Origin of the sequence: Enterobacter sp. DNB-S2 (assembly GCF_019443845.1) — a bacterium.
Taxonomy (GTDB): domain Bacteria; phylum Pseudomonadota; class Gammaproteobacteria; order Enterobacterales; family Enterobacteriaceae; genus Enterobacter; species Enterobacter asburiae_B.
In genome coordinates this window covers 295632-317807 of sequence record NZ_CP050520.1, presented here as the reverse complement: position 1 = coordinate 317807, position 22176 = coordinate 295632, and the positions used below count along the sequence as shown (strand labels likewise).

Annotated in this window: 17 protein-coding genes; 7 read left to right on the top strand and 10 right to left on the bottom strand. The window is 57.5% G+C overall.

Features of this window, described 5'->3' with window-relative positions; translation table 11 throughout:
- Nucleotides 1–72: 72 nt before the first annotated feature.
- Complete coding sequence (gene glpD, locus HB664_RS01670) at nt 73–1581, bottom strand: glycerol-3-phosphate dehydrogenase (protein WP_069303382.1); 1509 nt, start codon at nt 1579–1581, stop codon at nt 73–75.
- 302 nt (nt 1582–1883) lie between these two features.
- On the opposite strand from glpD, the gene glpE reads away from it, so the two are divergent.
- From glpE to HB664_RS01655, 3 genes are read left to right on the top strand one after another with little or no spacing between them, the layout of a single operon-like run.
- Nucleotides 1884–2216: a thiosulfate sulfurtransferase GlpE gene (gene glpE / locus HB664_RS01665; RefSeq protein WP_006177908.1), complete on the top strand. Its 333-nt coding sequence runs from the start codon at nt 1884–1886 to the stop codon at nt 2214–2216.
- Nucleotides 2217–2263: 47 nt separating this feature from the next.
- Nucleotides 2264–3094 carry a rhomboid family intramembrane serine protease GlpG gene (glpG, locus tag HB664_RS01660; protein WP_045888427.1) on the top strand — a complete coding sequence of 277 codons (831 nt, stop codon included), beginning with the start codon at nt 2264–2266 and terminating at the stop codon, nt 3092–3094.
- Between the two features lie 16 nt (nt 3095–3110).
- Nucleotides 3111–3869: a DeoR/GlpR family transcriptional regulator gene (locus HB664_RS01655; protein ID WP_008503060.1), complete on the top strand. Its 759-nt coding sequence runs from the start codon at nt 3111–3113 to the stop codon at nt 3867–3869.
- 62 nt (nt 3870–3931) lie between these two features.
- Here HB664_RS01655 and malT read toward each other — a convergent pair whose 3' ends face one another.
- Nucleotides 3932–6637, bottom strand: coding sequence for an HTH-type transcriptional regulator MalT (gene malT, locus HB664_RS01650; RefSeq protein WP_029742188.1), 2706 nt, complete (start codon nt 6635–6637; stop codon nt 3932–3934).
- A gap of 586 nt (nt 6638–7223) precedes the next feature.
- Between malT and malP the strand changes: the two genes are divergently transcribed.
- Together malP and malQ are read left to right on the top strand one after the other, a co-directional pair.
- On the top strand, nt 7224–9617 hold the full coding sequence (gene malP, locus HB664_RS01645) for a maltodextrin phosphorylase (protein WP_087823632.1): 2394 nt from the start codon (nt 7224–7226) through the stop codon (nt 9615–9617).
- A gap of 9 nt (nt 9618–9626) precedes the next feature.
- Entirely contained in the window at nt 9627–11708 is a 2082-nt protein-coding gene (gene malQ, locus HB664_RS01640; RefSeq protein WP_219940295.1) for a 4-alpha-glucanotransferase, read from the top strand.
- 80 nt (nt 11709–11788) lie between these two features.
- On the opposite strand, the gene gntT is transcribed toward malQ, so the two are convergent.
- The 3 genes from gntT to gntX all read right to left on the bottom strand — a co-directional run bounded on the left by gntT (nt 11789) and on the right by gntX (nt 14815).
- Nucleotides 11789–13105 (bottom strand): gluconate transporter, encoded by a 1317-nt coding sequence (gene gntT / locus HB664_RS01635; protein WP_039263070.1) that lies wholly within the window; start codon nt 13103–13105, stop codon nt 11789–11791.
- A 389-nt stretch (nt 13106–13494) separates the two neighbouring features.
- Complete coding sequence (nfuA, locus tag HB664_RS01630; protein WP_008503055.1) at nt 13495–14070, bottom strand: Fe-S biogenesis protein NfuA; 576 nt, start codon at nt 14068–14070, stop codon at nt 13495–13497.
- A gap of 61 nt (nt 14071–14131) precedes the next feature.
- Nucleotides 14132–14815, bottom strand: coding sequence for a DNA utilization protein GntX (gene gntX, locus HB664_RS01625; RefSeq protein WP_219940294.1), 684 nt, complete (start codon nt 14813–14815; stop codon nt 14132–14134).
- A 36-nt stretch (nt 14816–14851) separates the two neighbouring features.
- On the opposite strand from gntX, the gene bioH reads away from it, so the two are divergent.
- Nucleotides 14852–15625 (top strand): pimeloyl-ACP methyl ester esterase BioH, encoded by a 774-nt coding sequence (gene bioH, locus HB664_RS01620; protein ID WP_045888430.1) that lies wholly within the window; start codon nt 14852–14854, stop codon nt 15623–15625.
- 111 nt (nt 15626–15736) lie between these two features.
- On the top strand, nt 15737–16006 hold the full coding sequence (locus HB664_RS01615; protein WP_033146824.1) for a YdgH/BhsA/McbA-like domain containing protein: 270 nt from the start codon (nt 15737–15739) through the stop codon (nt 16004–16006).
- Nucleotides 16007–16039: 33 nt separating this feature from the next.
- On the opposite strand, the gene feoC is transcribed toward HB664_RS01615, so the two are convergent.
- The 5 genes from feoC to greB all read right to left on the bottom strand — a co-directional run bounded on the left by feoC (nt 16040) and on the right by greB (nt 22091).
- Nucleotides 16040–16276 carry a [Fe-S]-dependent transcriptional repressor FeoC gene (gene feoC, locus HB664_RS01610; protein ID WP_143347654.1) on the bottom strand — a complete coding sequence of 79 codons (237 nt, stop codon included), beginning with the start codon at nt 16274–16276 and terminating at the stop codon, nt 16040–16042.
- Nucleotides 16277–16286: 10 nt separating this feature from the next.
- Nucleotides 16287–18605, bottom strand: coding sequence for a Fe(2+) transporter permease subunit FeoB (gene feoB, locus HB664_RS01605; protein WP_047059829.1), 2319 nt, complete (start codon nt 18603–18605; stop codon nt 16287–16289).
- Between the two features lie 30 nt (nt 18606–18635).
- Nucleotides 18636–18863 (bottom strand): ferrous iron transporter A, encoded by a 228-nt coding sequence (feoA, locus tag HB664_RS01600; protein WP_008503050.1) that lies wholly within the window; start codon nt 18861–18863, stop codon nt 18636–18638.
- A 336-nt stretch (nt 18864–19199) separates the two neighbouring features.
- On the bottom strand, nt 19200–21530 hold the full coding sequence (locus tag HB664_RS01595; protein ID WP_196355111.1) for a Tex family protein: 2331 nt from the start codon (nt 21528–21530) through the stop codon (nt 19200–19202).
- An 87-nt stretch (nt 21531–21617) separates the two neighbouring features.
- Nucleotides 21618–22091, bottom strand: coding sequence for a transcription elongation factor GreB (greB, locus tag HB664_RS01590; protein ID WP_014885539.1), 474 nt, complete (start codon nt 22089–22091; stop codon nt 21618–21620).
- Nucleotides 22092–22176: the final 85 nt, after the last annotated feature.

Here is a 22176-nt window from a genome sequence, read left to right as displayed (position 1 = left end):
CCGTTTTTAGTGTTTGTTCCCTCTCTCTGTGGGAGAGGGTCAGGGTGTGGGCATCAGCCCACACCGATCGTATTACGACGCCAGCGACAGCTCACGCTTCCCCGCATTTTGCTGTAACCACTGCGCCACGCGAGACTGTTGCTCGGCGTTGAGCCACATCCCTTCTTTGGTACGACGCCAGATAGCATCATCCAGACGACGAACCCACTCGTGCTCAACCAGGTAGCGCAGCTCGGCTTCGTACAGCTCGTGGCCGAAATGTTCGCCCAGATCCGCAATGTCCTTCGCGTCGGCCAGGAAAAGCTCGGTATTGCTGCCGTAGGTGCGGGCATAGTGGCGCGCCATCCCTTCGGTGATGAACGGGAAGCGACGGCGCAGCTTCGCGGCGTAATCATCGCGATTGTCGCCGATATCACCGCCGGGCAGTACCGCGCCTTTGGTCCACGCCGGGCCAATACCTTTATAGTACGGTGCCAGTTTTTCCAGCGCGTGCTCGGCCAGCTTGCGGTAGGTGGTCAGCTTGCCGCCAAACACGGAAAGCAGCGGCGCCTGACCGTCAACGTCGTGAATATCGAGCGTGTAGTCGCGAGTAATCGCCTGCGGTGAGTCAGACTCGTCATCGCACAGCGGACGCACGCCGGAGTAGGTCCAGACCACGTCGTCGCGTGACAGCTGCTTCCTGAAGTGCGTGTTATACACTTTGAGCAGGTAGTTCACTTCGCTCTCGTCGATCTCGACGTTCTTCGGATCGCCTTTGTACTCCACGTCGGTGGTACCGATGATCGAGAACTCGTCCATCCACGGAATCACAAACACGATGCGCTTGTCTTCGTTCTGCAGAATGTAGGCCTGCTTTTGCGTATGCACGCGCGGTACCACAATGTGGCTGCCCTTGATCAGGCGAATGCCGTACGGCGAAGGCAGATGCATGCCGTCGTCGAAGAACTGCTTCACCCACGGGCCGGTGGCGTTCACCAGACCGCGCGCTTTCCAGCTGAATTTCTCGCCGGTATCGATGTCTTCCGCTTCCACAATCCACAGGCCGTTTTCACGACGGGCTGAGGTCGCACGGGTACGGGTTTTCACCTCGCCACCTTTCTTCTCGACCATCTGGGCATTCGCCAGCACCAGACGCGCATCGTCCACCCAGCAGTCGGAATATTCGAAACCGCGCACGATTTCAGGCTTAAGGACCGATTCTGAGCCAAAACGCAAACCTGTCGAACCCGGGAGGCTGGTGCGTTTACCCAGATGATCGTACATAAACAGACCGATTCGAATCATCCACGCCGGACGCAGATGCGGGCGATGGGGCAGGCGGAAGCGCATCGGAATCGCCAGATGCGGGGCCATTTTCAACAGCACTTCACGTTCGGCCAGCGCTTCGCTGACCAGGCGGAATTCGTAGTGTTCCAGGTAGCGCAGGCCACCGTGAATCAGTTTGGAGCTGGCGGACGACGTCGCGCAGGCGAGGTCGTTAGCTTCCAGCATCAGTACGGATAAACCGCGTCCTGCGGCATCGACCGCAATACCGGCACCGTTGATGCCACCGCCTATCACAATCAGATCTTTGGTTTCCATAACACCCTCATGCACTTTCGTTAAAGCTCAGAAATGTTCGATATCGCTCATAATAGCAAAGGAACGCGCTTTTGGTAACATCAAAAAAACAATTTAGAGTGATATGGATAACATAATGGCGTTTACCCGCCGCCAGGACGTACACTACGGGGTAAAATAGTGCGGTCTGATGCTCTCTCCCCTCACCCTAACCCTCTCCCCAGAGGGGCGAGGGGATGGTTTGCTCCCTCTCCCTTTTAGGGAGAGGGCAGGGGTGAGGGTCAGCAGGCGCCATAAAACCTGAATAAGCGAAAGAGAACACCATGGATCAGTTTGAATGTATTAACGTAGAAGAAGCCCACCAGAAGATGCACCAGGGAAAAGCGGTGCTGGTGGACATCCGCGATCCGCAGAGTTTTGCGATGGGCCACACGCCGGGCGCGTTTCATCTCACTAACGACACGCTGGGCGCGTTTATGCGCGATAACGACTTCGAGACGCCGGTGATGGTCATGTGCTACCACGGCAACAGCAGCAAAGGTGCGGCGCAGTATCTGCTTCAGCAGGGCTACGACGCGGTGTACAGCGTCGACGGCGGCTTCGATGCCTGGCATCGTCATTTCCCGGCAGAAGTGGAATACGCTTTTGAGCGCTGATCCCGCTATACTGTCCCCTTTTGTGTGGAAATAAGCGACCGCTGCCCATGTTGATGATCACCTCTTTTACCAACCCGCGCGTCGCCCAGGCGTTTGTCGACTATATGGCGACGCAGGGCGTTATTCTGACCATTCAGCAACATACGCAGACCGACGTCTGGCTGGCCGACGAGAGCCAGGCCGCGCGTGTAAACGAAGAGCTGGCGCGTTTTCTTGAGAACCCCGGCGACCCGCGCTATCTGGCGGCCAGCTGGCAGTCCGGGCAGACCGACAGCGGATTGCACTACAGCCGTTTTCCCTTCCTTGCCACCATCCGCGAGCGCGCCGGCCCGTTTACGCTGCTGCTGATGGCGGCCTGCATTATCGTCTTCATTATCATGAACGTGGTGGGCGACCAGAGCGTGATGATTGCCCTGGCCTGGCCCTATGACCCGTCTCTTGAGTTTGACGTCTGGCGCTACTTTAGCCACGCGCTGATGCACTTCTCGGTGATGCATATTCTCTTCAACCTGCTCTGGTGGTGGTATCTCGGCGGCGCTGTTGAAAAGCGTCTGGGCAGCGGCAAGCTGATCGTTATCACCCTTATCAGCGCCCTGCTGAGCGGCTATGTGCAGCACAAGTTCAGCGGGCCGTGGTTCGGCGGGCTGTCGGGCGTCGTGTATGCCCTGATGGGCTATGTCTGGCTTCGCGGGGAGCGCGATCCGGAAAGCGGCATTTATCTGCAGCGCGGATTAATAACCTTTGCGTTAATATGGCTAATTGCCGGATGGTTTGATCTGTTTGGTATGTCTATCGCCAACGGTGCACACGTCGCCGGGCTGGCCGTGGGGCTGGCGATGGCCTTTGCCGACACGCTCCATGCGCGAAAACGAACATAATTCTCAGGGATAATTGATGAAACAAACACAACGTCATGACGCTATTATCGAACTGGTAAAAAAACAGGGATACGTCAGCACCGAAGAGCTGGTGGAGCAGTTTGCCGTCAGCCCGCAAACCATCCGTCGTGACCTGAACGACCTGGCCGATCAGAACCGCATTCTTCGCCACCACGGCGGCGCGGCGCTGCCGTCCAGTTCGGTCAATACCTCCTGGCATGACCGTAAAGCCACGCAGACGGCAGAGAAAGAGCGCATTGCCCGCAAGGTCGCCAGCCAGATCCCGAACGGGGCGACGCTGTTTATTGATATCGGCACCACGCCGGAAGCGGTCGCCCATGCGCTGCTGGATCACGAGAACCTGCGCGTGGTCACGAACAACCTGAACGTGGCCAATACCCTGATGCAGAAAGATGACTTCCGCATCATCCTCGCGGGCGGCGAACTGCGCAGCCGCGACGGCGGGATTATCGGCGAAGCGACCCTCGATTTTATCTCTCAGTTCCGCCTCGACTTCGGCATTCTCGGGATCAGCGGCATCGACAGCGACGGCTCGCTGCTGGAGTTTGATTATCACGAGGTGCGCACCAAGCGCGCGATTATTGAGAACTCACGTCACGTGATGCTGGTGGTAGACCATTCGAAGTTTGGCCGAAATGCGATGGTAAACATGGGCAGCATCAGCATGGTGGATGCGGTCTATACCGACGTGATGCCGCCGGCGGGCGTGATGCAGGTGATTAAAGATAATAATTTGCAGTTAGAGTTGTGTTGAAAAGCCGTTCTCCCTCTCCCTGTGGGAGAGGGCCGGGGTGGGGGCACCAGACCGCAGAGGTCCTACACGCCATACCCCATCATCTTCAACAGCTGCTGCGCATGCTGCACCGCATCCTGACGATGCGCCACGCCCAACTTCTGATACAGATTGCGGATATGCGTTTTGATGGTGGTCGCCGCCACCGCAAGCTCACCGGCAATCTGCTCGTTGCTGTAGCCTGAATAGATCAGACCCAGAACCTGCCATTCGCGCTGGGTGAGCGGACTGGTGCGGATAAGCTCCGGCACTTCCGGGTGGTTCAGCAGACGTTCAACGAAGTTCTCATCAAAATGCGCGAACTTGTGTCGATGATGCTGGTTAATCTCGCGCAGAATGCGCTGGGCGCGATGCTGGTCCAGCTCCGGCAGCGTGTTGAGCTGAATAAGCTGACGCAGCTGCTGCGCCATCACTTCACCTTCAATCACAAAGTGGCTGATAAAGCCGGTGCGGTTAGCCAGCTGCAGCGCTTCCAGCAGCACGCGCTGGGCATCGTTTTTACGACCCGCCTGCCAGTAAAGCTGGTTCAGCAGCAGCAGGTTGCGGTTCAGGTCGCTCATCAGACGCAGGCTGCGCGCGTTCTCGTTCAGCTCTTCCAGCACAATCTCTGCGGGCTCTAATTCACCGAGCAGGATCTGCGCGCGGGCAATGTTGCGCCACTGGCTCTGCAGGAAGTGGTTGTTCGCAAATTCGGGTTTTGGCGTCTGACGCAGCCAGTTGGCGGCGGATTTTTTATCGCCGGTCATCTGCCAGTAAATCACCCGGACCTTATCGGCATTTGAGACCCAGTCGCTGTGATACTGACCGTTGCCGAGCAGGTTCTCCAGGCGGTTCAGATGGTTGCGGGCGTTATCGAGATCGCCGCGCGCCAGCGAGCACTGCACCAGCAGCGCCAGGCACTGCAGCTGCTGCTGAGGCTGGAAGCTGGAAAGGACATCCACACCCTGGCGGGCGCAGCTTTCCGCTTCATCCAGACGCGACCATGCCCACAGCAGCTGAGCGCGAATACGCAACAGGAACTCGTGCATCGGCAGCTGTTCCAGGTGCTGTTCACGAATCAGCTGGAACGCTTTTTCCTGGTTTTCCCAGGCGGCCTGCAGGAACCCCTGCGCGAATAAAATCTCGCTCTGTTGGATCAGGCTCCACAGCGCGTAATGCCAGACATCATGTCGACGCGCCATCTGTTCGGTTTGCTGCATCAGTGAAAGGGAACGGGTGAGGTCGCCTTTGCAGTGCAGCACTTCACCGTGCACAGAGGTCGCCACGATGCGGCTGTAGAAGTTAGCCAGCGGCAGTTCATCCAGCGCGACCATCGCCAGCCGTTCAGCTTCGTCCGGGTCGCCGTCGTTAATGGCCACCTGAGCGCGCAGCGCGTTGAACTCGCCGTGCAGGGTGGTATCCATTTCGCTTTCCATCTCCTGCTCGGCGCGCGCCAGCAGGGTGTTCACTTCGCTGTAGCGGTGCTGGCTCTGCATCAGCCAGGCCTGCAGCAGCACCAGACGCGGATTCTCCAGCAGGCTTTCCCACGGCAGGGCTTTGAGAGACTCTTCCAGCAGGGTCAGCTCGCTGTGGTTAAACAGGCCCCACGCATGGTTGAGGAGGATATCGCGCAGCATGCTGGCATCACCGGCGGCCAGCGCGTGGTGGATGGCCTCGCTCGGGAAGCCTTGCGCCATCCAGCTTTCGGCAGCGGCGCGGTGGATCTCCGGCAGTTCAACCGCCAGTTCCCACTGACAGCGCTGGCGCAGGAAGCTGCCAAACAGCGGGTGATAGCTAAACCACTCGCCGGGATCGTCCATGCGCGTCAGGAAAAGGCCCTGACGTTCAATCTCTTCGAGCTGCAGCTGTCCGTTTTCACAGCCCGTCACGCGCACGATGAGAGCATCGTTCATGGAGCGCAGCAGCGAGCTTTTCAGCAGGAAATTACGCGTCGAGGGATCGACGCTGTCCAGCACCTCATCCACGAGGTAGTCAGAAAGGTGGCTGGCGTTGATGCCCGCCAGACGACGCGCAGACTGATGCGCCGGACTGTTGTTTTGTCGGGCAGAGAGCGCGATAAGCTGCAGCGCCGTGGCCCAGCCGGCAACGTCATCACACAGACGGCTGCTTTCGGCGGCCTCAATCGGTGATGTCAGGCGGCAGTCAAAGAACTGTTTCGCTTCCTGGTGGGTAAAGGCCAGCTGCTGGCTGCCCACTTCCAGAAGCTGATCGCGCACGCGCAGGTTGGCAATACCCAGCTGCGGCAGGTTGCGTGACAGCACCACTAAAGTCAGGTTTTCCGGCTGATGGCGCAGGAAGAAACGCATAGATTCATGAATCACCGGATTCGTGATGAGATGGTAATCATCAATCACCACGTAAAGCGGGCGATGCCATTCGGCCAGTTCGATAAACAGCTGAGAGAAAAGGGAGGACAGGCTGGCGTACTGGCGCTTTTGCACCATCACCTCACTGGCGACGCAGTGTCCATGGGTGGCTTGCTGTATGGCGGCAATCAGATAGCTGGCAAAACGCTCCTGCTGGTTATCGCCCTCGTCGAGGGAGTACCAGCCAAGATCGCTTTTACCCGCGGCCCATTGCGAAATGAGCGTTGTTTTTCCATAGCCTGCAGGGCTCGTAACCAGCGCCAGTCGGAAATTATGCGCGCCGGAAAGTTTAGCCAACAGACGCTCGCGGACCACTGTATGGTCAAGACGAACCGGGCGACTTAATTTAGACGGAATCAACATAGGTTTCACTTCACTGTGGGGAACGAGAGATTTTATTTTTTTTGCGCTTCGTAATTAATACGATATAAGGTCGAACAGAAAGAGAACTATTGCAAGTTATGTCTGGGTTTTGTGGTTCTGAATTTGCACTCTGTCACAAAACATTCAGGCAAATGTTGGAACTTTCTCGAAAGGGCCGTAACGCCGCGTCACTGCTGGTTTGTCTGTATACATTCCCGCTGCGCTGAAACTGGTTTCAGAAAGGTATAGTGACGTCAAATTTAATAAAGTGCGGGTAAAGTTGAGTGAGAGTAATAGTCTTTTGAGATCTGTCCCGATGGCTAAATTATTATTCTACGTAAGTAATCATTTCAGAGCGGATTAATTTCGCCCGAAACTGCATTTCATTTCTTTGACATTCTCCCCGGTTACTTTTTTATCATCCGGGCACACTCGAACTATGCTCTGAGAGTGGCCTCGATCACACTTTTATGCTCATCCCCGCTACTCCTCCCTGTCTAATCCCCCACAGGAGGAGGAAGAGGGGAAATGAGCCAGGCACACTAGCGCCAACTTGTGTTTTCTTTCTAAAGGATGCCGATCCCCTATGTCACAGCCTACCTTCAACAAAGCTCAATTCCAGGCTGCCCTGACGCGTCAGTGGCAGCGTTTTGGCCTTCATGCTGCAAACGAGATGACGCCTCACCAGTGGTGGCAGGCCGTGAGCGGTGCGCTCGCAGAACAGCTGGATGCTCAGCCTTTGGCAAAGCCGGTGAAGAACCAGCGCCATGTAAACTACATTTCAATGGAATTCCTGATTGGCCGTCTGACGGGCAACAACCTGTTGAACCTCGGCTGGTATCAGGACGTTGGTGACGTCCTTAAAGAACACGACATTAACCTGACCGACCTGCTGGAAGAAGAGATTGACCCGGCGCTGGGCAACGGCGGTCTGGGACGTCTGGCGGCCTGTTTCCTCGACTCCATGGCGACCGTCGGCCAGTCGGCGATTGGCTATGGCCTGAACTATCAGTATGGCTTGTTCCGTCAGTCGTTTGCCGATGGCCATCAGATGGAAGCGCCGGACGACTGGCATCGCAATACCTATCCGTGGTTCCGCCACAACGCGCAGCTGGATGTGCAGGTCGGCATTGGCGGGAAAGTGACAAAGCAGGGGCTCTGGGAACCGGCGTTCACCATTACCGGTGAAGCCTGGGATCTGCCGGTGCTCGGCTACCGTAACGGCGTGGCGCAGCCGCTGCGTCTGTGGCAGGCGAAGCACGCGCATCCGTTTAACCTGACCAAATTCAACGACGGCGATTTCCTTCGCGCCGAGCAGCAGGGCATCGACGCCGAGAAGCTGACCAAAGTCCTCTACCCGAACGACAACCACCTGGCCGGTAAAAAGCTGCGCCTGATGCAGCAGTACTTCCAGTGCGCCTGCTCCGTGGCGGACATTCTGCGTCGCCATCACCTCGCGGGCCGCAAGCTGGCGCAGCTGCCGGACTTCGAAGTGATTCAGCTCAACGACACGCACCCGACGATTGCGATCCCGGAACTGCTGCGCGTGCTGATCGACGAGCACCAGCTGAGCTGGGATGACGCCTGGGCCATCACCAGCCGTACCTTTGCCTACACCAACCACACCCTGATGCCAGAAGCGCTCGAGTGCTGGGATGAGAAGCTGGTGAAAACGCTGCTGCCGCGCCACATGCAGATCATCAACAAGATTAACGACCAGTTTAAAACCCTGGTGGATAAAACCTGGCCAGGCAACAAAGCGGTCTGGGCGAAGCTGGCGGTTGTGCATGACAAGCAGGTGCGCATGGCGAACATGTGCGTGGTCAGCGGCTTTGCGGTGAACGGCGTGGCGGCGCTGCACTCGGATCTGGTGGTCAAAGATCTCTTCCCGGAATACCACCAGCTGTGGCCGACCAAATTCCACAACGTGACCAACGGCATCACGCCGCGTCGCTGGATCAAGCAGTGCAACCCGCTGCTGGCCGGTCTGCTGGATAAGACCCTGAAGAAAGAGTGGGCCAACGATCTGGACCAGCTCATCAACCTGGAAAAATACGCTGACGACGCGAAATTCCGCGAGCAGTACCGCGCGATCAAGCTGGAGAACAAGGTTCGCCTGGCGGAGTTTGTGAAAGTGCGTACCGGCATTGAGATCAACCCGAATGCCATTTTCGATATCCAGATCAAACGTCTGCACGAGTACAAACGCCAGCACCTGAACCTGCTGCACATTCTGGCGCTGTACAAAGAGATCCGCGAGAACCCGCAGGCCGACCGCGTGCCGCGCGTGTTCCTGTTCGGTGCGAAAGCGGCGCCGGGCTATTACCTGGCGAAAAACATTATCCTCGCCATCAATAAAGTGGCGGCGGCGATCAACAGCGATCCGAAAGTGGGCGACAAGCTGAAGGTGGTGTTCCTGCCGGATTACTGCGTCTCGGCGGCTGAAATGCTGATCCCGGCGGCGGATATTTCCGAGCAGATCTCGACGGCAGGTAAAGAAGCGTCCGGTACCGGCAACATGAAGCTGGCGCTGAACGGCGCGCTGACCGTCGGTACGCTCGACGGGGCAAACGTCGAAATCGCCGAGAAGGTCGGGGAAGAGAATATCTTTATCTTCGGCCATACCGTGGAAGAGGTGAAGGCCATCAAAGCCAAAGGCTATGACCCGGTGAAATGGCGTAAGAAAGACAAAGTGCTCGACGCGGTGCTGAAGGAGCTGGAAAGCGGTAAATACAGCGACGGCGACAAGCACGCGTTTGACCAGATGCTGCACAGCATGGACAAACACGGCGGTGACCCGTATCTGGTGATGGCGGACTTCACGGCCTACGTTGAAGCGCAAAAACAGGTCGACGTGCTGTATCGCGACCAGGAAGCCTGGACCCGCGCGTGCATTCTGAACACCGCCCGCTGCGGTATGTTCAGCTCTGACCGTTCAATCCGTGATTATCAAGCCCGTATCTGGCAGGCAAAACGCTAAGGAAGCGCGATGGAGAGTAAACGTCTGGACAGCGCCGCGCAGGCGGCGGGGATCAGCCTCAGTTACATTAATGCGCACGGCAAACCGCAGTCTATTGGCGCCGACACCAAAAGACGTTTGCTGGATGCCATGCACAAAGCCGACGCGAAAGCGTCGGTTGCGCCGGTGCCGAACGTGAAGGTGTTCACCGCAGGCAAAAAGATGCCGCTGGCGGTGGAGGGGCGCGGCGAGTTTAGCTGGCTGCTTACCACCGAAGAGGGGCATCAGCACAAAGGCCACGCCACCGGCGGTAAAACGTTAAACCTTCCGGCGAAGCTGCCGGAGGGGTATCACACCTTAACGCTCACCCAGGACGATCGTCGTTTCCACTGCCGGGTGATCGTCGCGCCAAAACGCTGCTACGAGCCGCAGGCGTTGCTCGAGGGTAAAAAGCTGTGGGGCGCCTGCGTGCAGCTCTATACGCTGCGCTCCGACAGCAACTGGGGCATCGGTGATTTTGGCGATCTGAAAAAGATGCTGGTGGATGTGGGCGAGCGCGGCGGCGCGTTTATCGGGCTCAACCCGATCCACGCGCTCTATCCGGCCAACCCGGAGAGCGCCAGCCCGTACAGCCCGTCGTCCCGTCGCTGGCTGAACGTGATTTATATCGACGTTAACGCGTTAGATGACTTCAAAAACAGCAAAGAGGCGCAGGCGTGGTGGAAACTCAGCACCACGCAGCAGGCCCTGAAGCAGGCGCGCGACGCGGACTGGGTGGACTATTCCACCGTCACGGCGCTGAAAATGGCCGCGCTGCGTCTGGCGTGGAAAGGCTTTTCGCAGCGCGATGACGAGCAGATGGCCGCGTTCCGCCAGTTTGTAACGCAGGAGGGCGAGAGCCTGTACTGGCAGGCGGCGTTTGATGCACTGCACGCGTATCAGGTGAAGGAGGACGAAATGCGCTGGGGTTGGCCGGTCTGGCCGGAAGCGTATCAGTCCGTCGACACGCCTGAAGTAAAAGCGTTCTGTAAAAAATATGCCGATGAAGTGGACTTCTACCTGTGGCTGCAGTGGCTGGCGTACAGCCAGTTTGCCGCCTGCTGGCAGGTGAGCCAGGGCTATAAGATGCCGATCGGCCTGTATCGCGATCTGGCCGTCGGCGTGGCAGAGGGCGGCGCGGAAACCTGGTGCGACCGTGAGCTTTACTGTCTGAAAGCTTCCGTCGGCGCGCCGCCGGATATTCTTGGTCCGCTCGGTCAGAACTGGGGATTGCCGCCGATGGATCCGCACGTCATGGCGGCGCGCGCCTATGAGCCGTTCATCGACCTGCTGCGCGCGAACATGCAGAACTGCGGCGCGCTGCGTATCGACCACGTGATGTCCGTGCTGCGTCTGTGGTGGATCCCGTACGGTGAAACGGCCGATCACGGGGCGTACGTGCAGTATCCGGTTGACGATCTGCTGTCGATCCTGGCCCTGGAAAGTAAACGCCACCAGTGCATGGTGATCGGTGAAGATCTCGGTACCGTGCCGGTGGAAATTGTCAGCAAGCTCCGCGACAGCGGCGTCTACTCCTATAAAGTGCTCTATTTTGAAAACGACCATGAGAAAACCTTCCGCGCGCCGAAAGCGTACCCTGAACAATCAATGGCAGTCGCGACGACGCATGACCTTCCTACGCTTCGTGGCTATTGGGAAAGCGGCGATCTGACGCTCGGCAAAACGCTCGGGCTGTACCCTGATGAAGAGGTTTTGCGCGGCCTGTATCAGGATCGCGAGCTCTCCAAACAGGGGCTGCTGGATGCGCTGCACAAGCAGGGCTGTCTGCCGAAACGTGCCGGACATAAGGCGTCATTGATGTCGATGACCGCTACCCTCAATCGCGGCTTGCAGCGCTATATTGCCGACAGCAACAGCGCCCTGCTGGGCCTGCAGCCGGAAGACTGGATTGATATGGCGGAGCCGGTGAACATTCCGGGCACCAGCTATCAGTACAAGAACTGGCGTCGCAAGCTGTCCACATCGCTTGAGAAGATGTTTGCCGATGACGGGGTGAACAAGCTGATTAAGGATTTGGACAAACGCAGAAGGGCGGTGGGCAAGAAGCGGTAGTTTCACCCTAACCCTCTCCCAGAGGGAGAGGAAATAGAATGTAGGCCGGGTAAGCGTCAGCGCTACCCGGCTTTTTTACATCAAACCACCATATTCAACAGCAGTACCCCGACCAGACCGCACACCGAAATAATGGTTTCCAGCGCGGACCAGGACTTAATGGTTTCACCGATCGTCAGGTTGAAGTACTCCTTGAACAGCCAGAAGCCAGGGTCGTTAACGTGAGAGAAAATCACGCTACCGGAACCGACGGCGATAACCATCAGCTCAGGGCTAACACCCGTGGTCGCAATCAGCGGGGCAACGATACCGCCCGCGGTGATTGCCGCAACGGTCGCAGAACCCAGCGCAATACGCAGAACCGCGGCAATAGACCAGGCCATCAGGAGCGGCGACACGTTGGTTTCATGCATCATGGCAGCGATGTATTTGTCCACGCCGCTGTCGACCAGAACCTGCTTGAATGCGCCGCCGCCGCCGATGATCAGGAGCATCATGGCAATGATTTTGATGGAAGAGGTCAGCGTGTCGTTGATCTGATCCATTGAACGACCGCGGTTCAGGCCGAAGGTGAACATCGCGATCAGCACCGCAATCAGCGTTGCCATGACCGGGTCACCGAGGAATTCCGCAACGGACAGGAACGGATGACCTTTCGGCAGAATCATCTCCGCCACGGCACGCATCGCCATCAGGATCACCGGTACCAGAGAGGTCCAGACGCTGACGCCAAAGCCCGGCATCTCTTCTTCGGTGAAGGTTTTGGCGCTGTACAGACCTTCCGGAATCGGCTTATCAATGCCTTTCAGGAAGCGGGCATAAACCGGGCCCGCCAGAATCACGGTTGGGATCGCCAGAATCGTACCGAACAGCAGGGTTTTACCCATATCCGCGTGGAAAATGGTTGCGATAGCGGTTGGACCCGGGTGCGGCGGCAGGAAGCCGTGAGTCACGGACAGCGCCGCAGCCATTGGCACACCGACATACAGCAGCGGGATGTTTGCCGCAGCCGCGATGGTGAACACCAGCGGCAGCATCAGCACGAAGCCCACTTCATAGAACAGCGCGAAGCCGACGGTAAAACCGGTTAATACCACCGCCCACTGGATGTTCTTCTTGCCAAATTTGGCAATCAGCGTGGTGGCGATACGCTGGGCGCCCCCGCAGTCTGCCAGCATTTTGCCGAGCATGGCGCCGAAGCCCATGATCAGCGCCAGGCTGCCGAGCGTGCCGCCGACGCCAGCTTTGATGGAACTGATAACTTTAACCAGCGGCATACCCTGCATCAGACCGACTGCAAGTGCCACCAGAACCAGAGCGATAAATCCGTTCATTTTGAAACGGATCATCAAGAGCAGTAATAACACAACACCGATAGCAACGATGACTAATGGCATGATTTACCTGGCCTTTGAATTGTTATGGGTAACGTCATTGTTTCAACGACAAATTCCGATTGTCCCAACTGGGAACAGAGTGTTAACGGCACTCATACTGATGCCTTCGAAACCATTAAGTTTAGTCGGCTGTTATAAGGATGCTGAGTGCCCACGAGAATGATACGGGTAACATGGCTCGATTGAGAATCACCCTGGGAGGCTAAATTTGAATTATGAGACGCAGGTCAACATATGGGAGGTAAACGCAAAACGGTAACCATGAGGTTACCGTTTTTAATGTTTTCACCCTCTCCCGGGGGAGAGGGCCGGGGTGAGGGCATCAGACCTCACTATTTCTGTAGGCCCGGTAAGCGCAGCGCCACCGGGCGATACAGACGGATACTGAATTAGTAGTAAGAGTGCTCGCCGCGCTGGTGCTCGGTCAGGTCACGCACGCCTTTCAGTTCCGGGAACTCGTTCAGCAGCTGCTTCTCGATCCCTTCTTTCAGCGTCACATCGACCATTGAACAGCCGTTGCAGCCGCCGCCAAACTGCAGAATGGCAAAACCTTCGTCGGTGATTTCCATCAGGGAAACACGACCGCCGTGGCCCGCCAGCTGTGGGTTGATCTGGGATTGCAGCAGATACTCAACGCGCTCCATCAGCGGGGCATCGTCAGACACTTTACGCATTTTCGCGTTCGGCGCTTTCAGGGTCAGCTGAGAACCCAGCTGATCGGTGACGAAGTCGATCTCCGCATCTTCAAGATACGGTGCGCTCAGCTCATCAACGTAGGCGGTGAGCTGTTCAAATTTAAGGGCAGTGTCAGTCGCTTCCACAGCGTCCGGAGGACAATAAGAAACACCACATTCTGCATTCGGAGTGCCTGGATTAATCACAAACACGCGGATCTGCGTCCCTTCTTCCTGATTTGCCAGCAGTTTGGCAAAGTGCGCTTGTGCAGAATCGGAAATACGGATCATAGCTTTGGCCTAATAGTTGACTAAATTACCTGGGTATAATCATACGCCCATTGAAGAAGGGCTACAAGGTACGGCACAGACACCATACCTGAACCGACGCGGCGCCGCTTCGCAAAAGCAGTCGGGAAAGTTCAGCAACGGTACTGCCCGTGGTGACGACATCATCCACAATCGCGATATGGAGACCGTCGACCGGCAATTCAAGGCGAAAGGCATTTTTGAGGTTTCTTTTGCGAAGCCGTGCGCTGAGCTGATGCTGGATGGCGGTGGCATGAACGCGTGTCAGCGCGCGGGCCTCATACCGGCAGCCGAGCCACCGCGCGAGGGGACGGCAGAGCAGGTCACTCTGGTTATAGCCGCGCCGCCAGTGCCGACGTCGGTATAAGGGGACATTCACCACCATGTCAATTTTCGGCAGTGCCCGGTGACGTCGCGCCTGCAAAACCGCCAGCAACAGCAGGCGGGCAAGGGGCTGTGCCAGCGAGCTCTGCCCGGAAAACTTCAGCGCGTGGATCAGCCTGTTCAGCGGCGGAACATAATCATCCACGGCCACCAGCGCGCTCCACGGCGGGGATTTTTTCAGGCAGCGGCCACAGGGCAACGAGGGGTTCGTGGCCGGTAAACCACATTGTGGACAGATCCCAATACGCCATTGCAGCGATCGCGTGCAGACGGAGCAGACGCCCCACCCGCTGAGCACCAGCGGCATTTGGCATAGCCAGCACAAGCCGGGTACTGTTAGCATGTGCAACCTCCATGTGAAAAAAGAGAACAGTAACTGATGAAGACGCTGTGGTGGCAGACCGTAGGGACAGGAAATTGCCATCTTGTGCTGCTGCACGGATGGGGCCTGAATGCGGAGATATGGCATTGCATACGTGAGGAACTTGCCTCGCATTTCACGCTGCATCTGGTGGATTTACCCGGCTTTGGCCGCAGCCGCGGGTATGGCGCGTTGTCGCTTGATGAAATGGCGCAGCAGGTTCTGGACGCTGCGCCGCAAAACGCGGTCTGGCTGGGCTGGAGCCTGGGCGGGCTGGTGGCGAGCCAGATTGCGCTGTCGCGGCCTGAACGCGTAAAAGCGCTGGTGACGGTGGCGTCATCGCCCTGTTTTAGCGCGCAGGAAGAGTGGCCGGGGATCAAGCCTGACGTGCTGGCGGGCTTCCAGCAGCAGCTGAGCGAAGATTTCCAGCGGACCGTAGAGCGGTTCCTGGCATTGCAGACAATGGGCACTGACACCGCGCGTAAGGATGCCCGAACGCTGAAGCAGACCGTGCTTTCGCTGCCGATGCCGGAGGTTGAGGTGCTAAACGGCGGACTTGAGCTCCTGAAAACGGTTGACCTGCGCGAGCCGCTGGCCGCGCTGACGGTGCCGCACCTGCGTATCTACGGTTATCTCGACGGGATTGTGCCGCGCAAAGTGGTTCCGCTGCTGGATTCGCTCTGGCCGGAGAGTGAATCGCAGATTATTGCCAAAGCCGCACATGCCCCGTTTATCTCTCATCCGACGGAATTTTGTTCAGCGCTGATTGCGTTAAGTCAACGTTTCGACTGATTATTTTCTATCCTGCCTGGAAAAAGTAACACACCGCAACCATACTCCAGATGTCGTTGCGGTTGTTCTGCCTACGATAATCAAAACAACAATCCTATGGAGAGTCAGGCTATGAAACTTGTTACAGGTATTGTCACTTCTCTGGTTATTGGGTCACTGTCATTTGGCGTCTTTGCGGCAAAAGAGCTGGAAAAAGATAAAGTTGCCGGCATGAATCTGACGAAAATTGGTGAGATTTCTACGTCTGACACCACCGCGCCGATGGATGCTCGCAGAGAGCTGTCGAAGAAAGCGGATGAGCTGGGCGGAACGTACTATGTCGTCACCAGTGCAGAAAAACAGACCAAAAACGTACGCGCAACGGCGGACGTCTACAAGTAATACGATAAAGCCGGGCAGCGATGCCCGGCTTTGTTAACGCAGCGTCCACCACTCCCTGAGGCAGGACTTTCCTTCCGGACAGCTTTTACAACTGCCGGAGAGACAACCGTCCGCTTCTTCCTGAATCCGCACGGCTTTCCCCATGGCTTCCAGTCTTTCCAGCATGGCATCGATCATCGGCTGCGGCGTATGCAGGCTGAGGCTCAGCTGTTTCGCCTCCATTCGCCCTTGCAGTGCCAGCAGGTCACGAACCTGAATCAACGATGCCATGGTTTACTCCTTAGTGACAGTCGCCCGCCGGGCTGCTGCAGCAGGTCGCGGCGGTTTTACGGTTTGCCAGCAGGTCGATGTCGACGCGGCTGCGCGCACGCCGCAGCAAACCGAGCACTATCACGTTAAACAGCACAACCGCGAGAATGCAGACCAGGCTGTAGCGCGGATGTTGGCTGAAATTAACGGTTTGATAAAAGAGCGTCGACAGCGAGTACGCAATGTTTAACCCCCACAGGATGGAGAAGCCCATCCAGCCGCGGCTGGACTCGCGGGCAATCGCCCCCATCACGGAGATGCATGGAATGTAGAGCAGAACAAAGATGAGGTAGCTGTAGGCCGCGGACGCGCTGCCAAATTTCTCGCCCATCACGCCCATGGCACCTGTTGCCATTTCGCCGTCGCCTTTGCTGGCCTCAATAGGGTTCGCCAGCACGCTCAGGCTGAAGGTGTCTTTCAGGCTCTGCCAGGTTTCCTCTACGGCACCCAGCAGTTCATGACCGAGATGAAACTCTGCCGGATTAAATTCCTGTTCCTGAATGTTCTCTGCGGTGTAAAGCGTGTTCAGGGTGCCGACAACCACCTCTTTCGCCATCGCGCCGGTGAACAGCCCGACGGTCGCCTGCCAGTTATCCTCATGCACGCCAATCGGTTTGAAGACCGGCGTGATGACGCGGCTGACGGAGGCGAGGGCAGAGTCGTTGATGTTATCTGCCGCCTGCCCGCTGAGGGTGAAGCTGTTCAGCGCGCTCAGGAAAATGCTGACGATGACAATCACCTTACCGGCGCGCAGCACAAAGCCCTTCAGGCGCTGCCAGGTCTGGATCGCCAGGCTTTTCAGATGCGGCACGTGATACACCGGTAGCTCCATCACAAACGGCGACGCTTCACCGCGCATGATGGTGTGCTTCAGCATTAAACCGGTAAGAATAGCCATCACGATGCCCAGCACATACAGCGAGAAGACCGCCAGCGCGCCCTGCTGACCAAAGAAGGCTGCGGCAAAGACCGCAAAGATGGCCAGACGGGCACCGCAGGACATAAACGGCGCCATCATAATGGTCATCAGACGTTCACGTGGCGCATCCAGGGTGCGTGCGCCCATCACCGACGGTACGTTACAGCCGAAGCCGACAATCAGCGGGACGAAGGATTTACCCGGCAGACCCAGCGCCTGCATCAGACGATCCATCACGAACGCGGCGCGCGCCATGTAGCCGGAATCTTCCAGGAACGAGAGGAACAGATACATCATGCCGATCTGCGGCACCAGAGGCAGAACGGTGTTGATACCGCCGCCGATCCCCTGTGCGAGGAAGATGGTTAACCATTCAGGGAAGTGCAGAGTGTAACCCACCCACTGAATTCCGTGGACGAAGACCGCGACGGAACCGGCGTCGAAAATGGGCTGGAGGGCGCCGCCGATGTTAATGGCGAGCAGGAACATCACGTACATCACCAGCAGGAAGATGGGCAAACCGAGGAAGCGGTTAAGCACAACTTTATCCACCGCTGCCGTAAAGCGGCTGGGCTCTGCCGTCAGGGCGTTACTGACAACGTCGCAAATCGAGGCGATGGCCTGGTAACGCGCATCGGCGATGTGCAGCGCCGGGTCGTCCAGCTCGTCGCTAAGACGGGCCACCGTCGCGTCCAGCTTATCAGCCGCATGCCCGGCGTAAGCGCGGCTGTAGATATCCCCTTCCAGCATCTGCAGGCCGAGCCACAGGCGCTGTTTTGCCGGCATGCTTTTGTCCATCTCCTGCGCCAGCACATTGGCTTCGCGCAGGAGAGGCTTCGCGTAATGCACCAGCTCAATGTCATGATTTCCCTGGTGACGGTCAATGGCCAGCTTCAGCGCATCAATACCGCGAGCGCGCGTCGAGACCAGCGGAACGACCGGGCAACCCAGGCGCGCGGAGAGGGCATCGACGTCGATACGAAGCTTTTGTTTCTCCGCAATGTCGAGCATGTTGAGCGCCACGATGCAGGGGATGCCCAGCTCCAGCAGCTGCAGCGTCAGATAAAGGTTACGTTCGAGATTGGAGGCGTCGACCACGTTGATCAGCAGGTCCGCGTCGCCGCCGAGAATATAGTGGCAGGCAATCTGCTCATCGAGCGAGGTTTGCGACGAAATGGTGGTTAAGGAGTAGGTGCCGGGAAGGTCAACCAGCGTCACCTGGTTGTCGGTCGTCGTGAACTGGCCCTCTTTACGCTCAACCGTCACGCCCGCCCAGTTGCCCACGCGCTGGCGGGCTCCGGTTAGCTGGTTAAAAAGCGTCGTCTTGCCGGAATTAGGATTGCCAATTAAGCCAATAGTTAACTTTTTCATTTTTTTAGACTCACTGAAACCGCTGGCTTGTTATCGGGATAAGGCTTCGACTTCTATTAACGCGAGGTCTTTCTTACGCAGCACCAGATTCACGCGGCGGGTTTCGATATGAACCGGATCGCCCAGCGGCGCCACGCGCACGACCTGGAATGACGAGCCGGGCAGCATGCCCAGCGACAGCAGCTTTTGCCGATAGGCTGGGCTAATTTCGCGGGTAAAACCGGTAATCTTCCATGCACTGTCTGGAGTGAATTGCATAACGCCTGATTCCACGAAAGGTTAAATTATCTACTATGGGATGATAATGAGAATAGTTTTTATCAGCAATATTAAAACTGTGACGGAATGTTGTTTACGGTATTAATTTACGGCCTGTTTGACCTGGCTCAATATTTGCTGAATTGCCTGGAAAACAAAAAGGGGAGTATTTGTTAACGGGGTGATAATTCGTGGTTTAAATATGGCTATGCAATCGGTTTCATATATTTCGATATGATTTTATTCCCCCCACCCATGAGGACGAGGGGGAAAGACCGCACCGTGCGATCCCCTCTCCCCTTTGGGGAGAGGGTTAGGGTGAGGGGCATTGCAACCTTAGCGTTTCTTACCCATCGCTGCCGCCAGCGCATCCATCATCGCGCTGTTGCCTGCAGGCTGAGCATCACGTCCGCGCGGTTTTGCCGCTTTTGCGGCCGGGCGCTGCTGCTCGCGGCCACCGCCATTGCCGCCGCGGCGCGCGCTGGTGTCGCCCGGCTGCTCGTCCAGACGCATGGTCAGCGCGATACGCTTGCGCTGCAGATCGACTTCCAGCACTTTCACCTTCACGATGTCGCCCGCTTTGACCACGGTGTGCGGGTCTTCAACGAACTTGTCGGCAAGGGAAGAGATATGCACTAGACCGTCCTGATGCACGCCGATATCCACAAAAGCGCCAAAGTTAGTGACGTTGGTCACCGCGCCTTCCAGCACCATGCCGGGCAGCAGGTCGTTCATGGTTTCCACGCCGTCAGCAAAGGTCGCCGTCTTGAACTCAGGACGCGGATCGCGGCCCGGCTTTTCCAGCTCTTTGATGATGTCGGTGACGGTGGGGACACCAAATTTGTCATCGGTGAAATCAACGGCTTTCAGGTTGCGCAGGGCACTGCTGTCACCCATAAGATCTTTCAGTGCCTGCTGGGTGGCGGCCAGAATGCGCTCCACAACCGGGTACGCTTCCGGGTGAACGGTGGAAGCATCCAGCGGGTTATCGCCGTGGTTGATGCGCAGGAAGCCCGCACACTGCTCAAAGGCTTTTGGCCCCAGACGGCTCACCTTCAGCAGCTGCTGACGGTTCTGGAACTGGCCGTTCTCATCACGCCAGGCGACGATGTTCTGCGCCATCATGCGGGTTAAGCCCGCCACGCGGGTCAGCAGGGGAACGGAAGCTGTGTTCAGGTCAACGCCGACGGCGTTTACGCAGTCTTCCACCACCGCGTCCAGCTTGCGCGCCAGCTGAGTCTGGCTCACGTCGTGCTGATACTGGCCCACGCCGATGGATTTCGGGTCGATCTTCACCAGCTCCGCCAGCGGATCCTGCAGGCGGCGTGCGATAGAAACCGCACCGCGGAGGGACACGTCCAGGTCAGGGAACTCCTGGGCCGCCAGCTCGGACGCGGAATAGACGGATGCCCCCGCTTCGCTGACGATCACTTTCTGTGCCGTCACTTTCGGGAACTGCTTCTGCACGTCGAGGTAGAAACGCTCGGTTTCGCGTGAGGCCGTACCGTTGCCGATGGCAACCAGCTCGACGTTGTATTTTTCGCACAGCGCCGCCACGACGACGGCCGCTTTCGCTGCCTGGCCGGTGTGCGGATAGATGGTATCGGTCGCCACCAGCTTGCCGGTGCCGTCAACGACGGCGACCTTCACGCCGGTACGCAGACCCGGATCGAGACCCATAGTCGCGCGCAGGCCGGCAGGGGCTGCCATCAGCAGGTCGTGCAGGTTACGGGCGAAGACGTTAATCGCTTCATCTTCGGCGCGCTCGCGCACGGTGCCCATCAGCTCGGTTTCGAGGTGCATCAGCACCTTGATGCGCCAGGTCCAGCTCACCACGCCTTTGCGCCAGCTGTCCGCCGGGGCGTTGTTCAGGCGCAGGCCGAGATGGTCGATAATGATCTGCTCGCAGTGGCTCTCTTTCGGCGGCTCGTCAAACTGCGGGTCGGCGTTCAGGGAGAGCTGGAGCACGCCTTCGTTGCGGCCGCGGAACATCGCCAGCGCGCGGTGTGAAGGGGCGGTAGAGATCGGTTCGTGGTGATCGAAGTAGTCGCGGAATTTCGCGCCTTCTTCCTCTTTACCCGCGACGACGGTAGAGACGATGTGGGCATTCTTCCACAGGTAATCACGCACTTTAGCGAGCAGGGCGGCGTCTTCGGCGAAGCGCTCCATCAGAATGTAGCGCGCGCCGTCAAGGGCGGCCTTGGTGTCCGCTACGCCTTTGTCGGCGTCGATGAATTTGGCGGCTTCGGTTTCCGGATCGTGGGACGGCTCGTTCCACAGCAGGTCGGCCAGCGGCTCAAGACCCGCTTCAATCGCAATCTGCCCGCGCGTGCGGCGCTTCGGTTTGTACGGCAGATAGAGATCTTCGAGTTCGGTTTTGCTCAGGGTGCCGTTGATGGCGCTTTCAAGCTCGCTGCTCAGCTTGCCCTGTTCGCCGATGGATTTGAGGATCGCCTGACGACGTTCTTCCAGCTCGCGCAGATAGCCCAGACGGGTCTCCAGGTTACGCAGCTGCGTGTCATCCAGACCGCCGGTGACTTCCTTACGATAGCGTGCAATAAACGGCACGGTGTTCCCTTCATCAAGCAGGCGAACGGCAGCTTCTACCTGTTCGGCTCTGGCCTGAATATCACCCGCAATAATGCGGCAGAGCGAATCTTTCATCATGGCTTTATCATCTGTTGAGTCGAAAAATCAGGGGATAGTTATACGGGCTGACACGGCAAAATGCCAGCCGGGGAGGGCGCTCTCGGACTATTTTACGTAGACGATCTCATTGACGTACCAGCTGGCTTCACCGGCTGGAGTCTGAACGACGGCCAGATCGCCCACTTCCTTTTTGAGCAGCGCGCGAGCCATCGGGGAGTCGATGGAGATGTAGTCCTTACGACCAAAAATTTCATCGTAGCCGACAATGCGAAAACGCAGAGTGTCGCCATCGTCGTTTTCAATTTCCACCCACGCGCCGAAGAACACTTTGCCCTCCTGCTGCGGGGAGTAATCGACAATTTTGAGATTCTCGAGACACTTCGTCAGATAGCGAACCCGGCGGTCAATTTCGCGCAGCCGCTTTTTGTTGTACTGGTAGTCAGCGTTTTCGCTGCGATCGCCCAGGCTTGCCGCCCAGGTCACCTTTTTGGTTACTTCAGGACGCTCTTCGCGCCAGAGGTAATCCATCTCTTTTTTGAGCTTTTCGTACCCTTCGCGGGTGATCAGGGGCGTTTTCATGGTAAAGCCTTTGCTGCCTGCCGGTTAACTGTCTTGCGCACAATACGTACCGCACAGTGTAACAGACAGGATTAATAATGATTTA

Coding starts and splice junctions, on each gene's coding strand:
- malP (WP_087823632.1), top strand. CDS start 7,224: ATGTCACAGCCTACCTTCAACAAAGCTCAATTCCAGGCTGCCCTGACG.
- feoB (WP_047059829.1), bottom strand. CDS start 18,605: ATGAAAAAGTTAACTATTGGCTTAATTGGCAATCCTAATTCCGGCAAG.
- nfuA (WP_008503055.1), bottom strand. CDS start 14,070: ATGATCCGTATTTCCGATTCTGCACAAGCGCACTTTGCCAAACTGCTG.
- gntT (WP_039263070.1), bottom strand. CDS start 13,105: ATGCCATTAGTCATCGTTGCTATCGGTGTTGTGTTATTACTGCTCTTG.
- malQ (WP_219940295.1), top strand. CDS start 9,627: ATGGAGAGTAAACGTCTGGACAGCGCCGCGCAGGCGGCGGGGATCAGC.
- HB664_RS01655 (WP_008503060.1), top strand. CDS start 3,111: ATGAAACAAACACAACGTCATGACGCTATTATCGAACTGGTAAAAAAA.
- glpE (WP_006177908.1), top strand. CDS start 1,884: ATGGATCAGTTTGAATGTATTAACGTAGAAGAAGCCCACCAGAAGATG.
- greB (WP_014885539.1), bottom strand. CDS start 22,091: ATGAAAACGCCCCTGATCACCCGCGAAGGGTACGAAAAGCTCAAAAAA.
- malT (WP_029742188.1), bottom strand. CDS start 6,637: ATGTTGATTCCGTCTAAATTAAGTCGCCCGGTTCGTCTTGACCATACA.
- gntX (WP_219940294.1), bottom strand. CDS start 14,815: ATGCTAACAGTACCCGGCTTGTGCTGGCTATGCCAAATGCCGCTGGTG.
- feoA (WP_008503050.1), bottom strand. CDS start 18,863: ATGCAATTCACTCCAGACAGTGCATGGAAGATTACCGGTTTTACCCGC.
- HB664_RS01615 (WP_033146824.1), top strand. CDS start 15,737: ATGAAACTTGTTACAGGTATTGTCACTTCTCTGGTTATTGGGTCACTG.
- bioH (WP_045888430.1), top strand. CDS start 14,852: ATGAAGACGCTGTGGTGGCAGACCGTAGGGACAGGAAATTGCCATCTT.
- HB664_RS01595 (WP_196355111.1), bottom strand. CDS start 21,530: ATGATGAAAGATTCGCTCTGCCGCATTATTGCGGGTGATATTCAGGCC.
- feoC (WP_143347654.1), bottom strand. CDS start 16,276: ATGGCATCGTTGATTCAGGTTCGTGACCTGCTGGCACTGCAAGGGCGA.
- glpG (WP_045888427.1), top strand. CDS start 2,264: ATGTTGATGATCACCTCTTTTACCAACCCGCGCGTCGCCCAGGCGTTT.
- glpD (WP_069303382.1), bottom strand. CDS start 1,581: ATGGAAACCAAAGATCTGATTGTGATAGGCGGTGGCATCAACGGTGCC.